Genomic DNA, 5,212 nt, shown 5'->3' with positions numbered 1-5,212 from the left:
GCCACGTGAGACAAGCTCTTAGGGGTTACCGGTCCAGGAGCGGCAGTTGGTGCTGAGTACGGCACAGGAACTGTGCCGTACCTCCCGTTGGGATTCGTTCACGGCAACCCGCATGAATGGCACTGGGTCTGGCCCGAGCAGAGCCAACTCGCTCTGGTCGACTTCAGCCGCGCACGGTTCGCGCCCGTGATCGTGGACCTGGTCCCGTTCGCCTGCCGCTGGCTCGACGTTCCCGCGCTGAAGGCCGGCTTCTACCGCAGCTACGGCCGCCATCTCCTCCCCGAGTAGCGAGACGCGCTGAACTGCCTGGTCATCCTGCCGGGATAGCCCGTCGCTCGGACCAGATGCTCTTCGCCTGCTTGCACGAGTGGCGTCCTCGCCTACTAGGGTTCTCGACCGCAACGCTTGAACGATGTCCGAACAAACGGATGCAGGGCTGCGGGGAGTGGCACGGGGATGGGTTACACGATTCCGGGTTGGCTGGATGAGGTTCTGGACTTCATCGGGATCAAGTTCCCGAACGTGGACGAGGACGACTACCGCGAGATGGCCACGGCCATGCGGGAGTTCGCGGAGAACTTCGAGGGCCACGGCGCGGACGCACACCTCGCGTTCGCGCGGATCCTGTCGTCGTCCGAGGGCTGGGCCGTGGACGCGATGGAGCGGCACTGGGGCCAGGTGAAGGCCGGTCATCTGGAGAAACTCCCGGAGCTGGCGCGGCTGTTCGCGGACGCGTGCGATGTTCTGGCGGACATCGTCTTCGGGATGAAGACGAAGGCGGAGGCCGAACTCGCCGTCATGGCCGGGTCGGTGGGCCTGTCCATCGGGCTGGCGTGGGTGACGGGGGGCCTGTCGGCGGTGCTGGGTGCGGCCGAGATCGCGGCGATGCGTCAGGTCGTCAAGCGGATCGTCGACGAGGCGGTGGACCGGATCGTCGACGAGGTGATCGCGAAGGTCACGGAGCCGGTCAACGCGAAGCTGGAGGCGATGGTCGAGGACATGGTGCTCGACCTGGCGGAGGGCGCGTTCTCGATGCCGGACGGCGCCGGCGGGCACGGCGGCAAGGGCGGGCATGGCGGTATGCAGATCGCCTCGGCCGGAGGCGGGGGTGGCGGGACCGGTGGAGGCGGTGCGGAGAAGGTCACCCGGATCGATCACACCGAGTTCGAGGGCGGTGCGGGGAAAGTCGCGTGGCACGGCGGGGAGTTGCGGGTGGCGGCGTCCTCGCCGCTGGGGCGGGCCAGGGGTGCGTTCGGACGGAGCAAGGGCCGGGACCCGTTCACGCAGGCGTTCGACAGTGTGCTGCACGGCGGGTTGAAGGGGACGGAGAAGGCCCTCGACAAGGTCGCCAAGCACATCACGGAGACGATCCCGGAGCGCACGCGTGCGGCTTCGCGGCTGCACAAGAACACCGACCTCGGCGTCGCCGACCGGGCGAGGAGCGTCGACGTCGGCAAACACGACGGCAAGGGGGATGGTTCGGAGAGGCACGGGGGCACTCCCGCCTCCGGCCGCAAGAGCGACGACGGTCTGAAGATCGACCAGGTGAAGCTCTCCCGCCAGTCCCACGCTCTCGACAACAGGGAATGGTGCGGCGATCCGATCGACATGGCCAGCGGCCAGATGATGCTCGCGCAGACCGACGCGGACCTGCCGGGTGTCCTCCCCCTGACCCTGCGCCGCACCCACCTCAGCGACTACCGGGCGGGACGCTTCTTCGGCCCGTCGTGGGCGTCCACCCTGGACGAACGGCTGGTCGACAACAAGACGTCGGGCGGGATCTGGTGGTACCGGGAGGACGGCTCGGTCCTGGTCTATCCCCGCCGCCCGGATCTCCCCGGCGACCGGGTCCTTCCCGTCGTCGGCACGCCCCTGCCCCTGACCTACGTCACGCACGGCGCCTCGTACGTCCTGACCGTGGAAAATCCTTTCACCGGTCTGACCCGTCACTTCGAACCCGCCACCACGGGCTCGGACACCTGGTGGCTGGCAGCGATCGAGGACCGCAACCACAACGTCATCGCCATCGAGCGAGGCGAGAACGACGCGCCGCTCGCCGTCACCCACACCGGCGGCTACCGCCTCCGGATCACCACCGCCACCACGGCCGGCCAGATCCGAATAACCGCCCTGCACGCCCTCACCGAGGGTTCTCCCACGGCTCTGCGCACATTCGCCTACGACGAGACCAGCGCCGACCTCACCGAGGTCCGCAACGCCGTCGACGCCCCGCTGCACCTGACCTACGACGGAGAACACCGGATCACCGGCTGGCGCGACTCCAACGGCACGACGTTCACGTACGAGTACGACGTACAGGGCCGGGTGACCGCCACCCGCGGCACCGACGGCATCCTCAACTCGACCATCGCGTACGCGGGTCCGGACGAGAGCGGCGTCACCACCGCCACCTACACCGACTCCCTCGGCCACGCCACCCGCTACCGCGCCAACCCGCACGGCCAGGTCATCGCGATCACCGACCCACTGGGGAACACCACCACCCAGACCTGGGACGACCGCGACCACCTCCTCACCCGTACCGATCCCCTGGGCCGCACGACTCGCTGGGAATGGACCGGCGGAGACCTGACCCACGTCACCGAGCCCGGCGGGACAGGGACTCGTATCGCGTACGACGATCTGCATCTGCCGGTGGAACTGACCGGCCCCGACGGCGCACGTGTCCTCCAGCGCTTCGACTCCCGCGGAAACCGAACCGCCCTCATCAACGCGGACGGGGCGACCTACACGTTCACCCACGACGCGGCAGGCGCCGTGACGCAGGTAATCGACCCGCTCGGCGCGACGACGACCGTACGAAGGAACCCAGCCGGCCTGCCCACCAAGATCCGCGATCCCCGGCAGTCGACGACCACCGCCCGATACGACGCCTTGGGACGCGCCGTCGAACTCACCGACCCGCTCGGCCACACCACCGCACTGGTCTGGGACGCCGAAGGGCGCCTGGTCCAGCGCACCGCCGCCGACGGCAGCACCGAGCAGTGGGCCTGGGACGGCGAAGGCAACTGCACCAGCCACCGCGACGCCCTCGGCGCCTGCACCCTCTTCTCCTACGGCCCCTTCGACCTCCCCCTGTCACGGACCGCTCCGGACGGCACCGGGCACCGCTTCCGGCACGACACCGAACAGCGCCTCACTCAGGTCACCAACTCCCTCGGACAGACGTGGAGTTACGTCTACGACGCGGTCGGCCGCCTGGTGGCCGAGACCGACTTCGACGGCCGCACCAGCCGCTACGCCTACGACGCGGCGGGCCGGCCCACGACCCGTACGAACGCGGCGGGCGAGACCCTTACGTACACCTTCGACGAGGCCGGCCGCCTGACCGGCAAGACGGCCCCCGATATCCGTACCTCCTACACCTACGACACCGCCTCACGTCTCACCCGCGCCACCACCCAGGACACCGTCCTGGAGTTCGCCTACGACACCGTCGGCCGCCTGACCACCCAGACCGTGGACGGCGCCGAGCTGCACCTGACCTACGACAGCACCGGCCGACGCCGGACACGGACCACCCCGTCAGGAGCGGTCACCGCCTGGGAGCACGGCACTGTCGACCCCGTCCGCATGACGGTGTCCGGACGGACGGTCGGCTTCACCCACGACCCGGCGGGGCGCGAACTCGTCCGCGACATCGGCCAGTTCACGACCGTGACGAGCAGTTACGGCGTCTCGGGCCTGCTCACCGGCCAAACCGTCACCGCCGGCAGCGACCGACGGCTGATCCAGCGCAGGACGTACACACATCGCGCGGACGGCCACCTGACCAGTGCCGAAGACCTGCACACCGGCCTCCGGCAGTTCGACCTGGACCCGGCCGGACGCGTCACCGCCGTCCACGGCGCGCACTGGGACGAGAGCTACGGCTACGACGCGACGGGCAACCAGACCACCGCGGCCTGGCCGACCGGGCACCCCGGGCAGGACGCGACCGGCCCGCGTACCTACGACGGAACCCGCATCACCCGCGCCGGCCACGTCCGCTACGAGCACGACGCACTGGGACGGATCGTCCTGCGCCAGAAGACCCGCCTGTCCCGGAAACCCGACACCTGGCGCTACGAGTGGAACGCCGAGGACCAGCTCGTCGCCGTCACCACCCCCGACGGCACCCTCTGGCGCTACGCCTACGACGCGCTCGGCCGACGGACCGCGAAACTCCGCATGGCCGACGACGGCACGACCGTCCTCGAACGCACCTCCTTCACCTGGGACGGCGCCACCCTCTGCGAACAGACCACCAGCACACCGGACGCCCCCGAACAGCTCACCCTCACCTGGGACCACGACGGTCGCACCCCGATCACCCAGACCGAGACCAAAGCGCTCGTCCACGCACCCCAAGACGTCATCGACCAGCGGTTCTTCGCGATCATCACCGATCAGATCGGAACCCCGACCGAACTGGTCGACGAGACCGGCACCGTCGCCTGGCGCACCCGTGCCACGCTCTGGGGCACCACCACCTGGAACAAGGACGCCACCGCCTACACCCCCCTGCGATTCCCGGGCCAGTACTACGACCCCGAAACCGGACTGCACTACAACTACCACCGCCACTACGACCCGGAATCCGCCCGCTACCTCACGCCGGACCCGCTGGGCCTGCTTCCCGCCCCCAACCCCCTGGCCTACGTCGACAACCCCCACTCTCTGAGCGACCCCCTGGGTCTCACCCCGTGCGACGAGGGCGACGTCACCTGGGGCGACCGAGTCCAGTACGGCGCGCTCGGCCCGCACAACCGGGCCACGTCCATGCACGCCACCATCACCGGCGACATGCTCGGCGGGAAGACCAACCCCAGTGTGGACCCCGCCGGATGGGCCTCAGGGCAGGGATACAACCGCGCCCACCTGCTCGCCGCGATGATCGGCGGCTCCAACAAGGACCCGCGGAACTTCGTCACCATGCACAGCTACGCCAACTCACCCGTCATGCGGCAGGTCGAACTCCAGATCCGCAACGCCGTGAAGAACGACAACGAGATCATCCAGTACAGCGTGACCCCCATCTACGCCGATCACCATGCGAAGATCCCCCTCGGCGTGACCATCGAGGCCCACGGCAGCAACGGTTTCCAGATGCACCCGCACGGCAGCGACGCCGGCGGAACCAACATCTTCACGATCTGGAACCGGAAACGGTGAAGAAAGGACCCCTCCCCCGATGACCCCCGACCTGACC

2 protein-coding genes are annotated in these 5,212 nt (G+C 69.0%); both read left to right on the top strand.

Translation table 11 applies throughout. The annotated features are described in order from the left end of the window. Window positions 1–87: 87 nt before the first annotated feature. Entirely contained in the window at window positions 88–288 is a 201-nt protein-coding gene (locus tag AOK24_RS12925) for a phosphotransferase (RefSeq protein ID WP_159051860.1), read from the top strand. A 168-nt stretch (window positions 289–456) separates the two neighbouring features. After that, window positions 457–5,175: a DUF6531 domain-containing protein gene (locus tag AOK24_RS12920; protein WP_055720204.1), complete on the top strand. Its 4,719-nt coding sequence runs from the start codon at window positions 457–459 to the stop codon at window positions 5,173–5,175. The last annotated feature ends 37 nt before the right edge of the window (window positions 5,176–5,212 follow it).

The organism is Streptomyces niveiscabiei, from assembly GCF_001419795.1.
Classification (GTDB): domain Bacteria; phylum Actinomycetota; class Actinomycetes; order Streptomycetales; family Streptomycetaceae; genus Streptomyces; species Streptomyces niveiscabiei.
This window is presented reverse-complemented; position numbering and strand designations above follow the sequence as displayed.

Coding starts and splice junctions, on each gene's coding strand:
- AOK24_RS12920 (WP_055720204.1), top strand. CDS start 457: ATGGGTTACACGATTCCGGGTTGGCTGGATGAGGTTCTGGACTTCATC.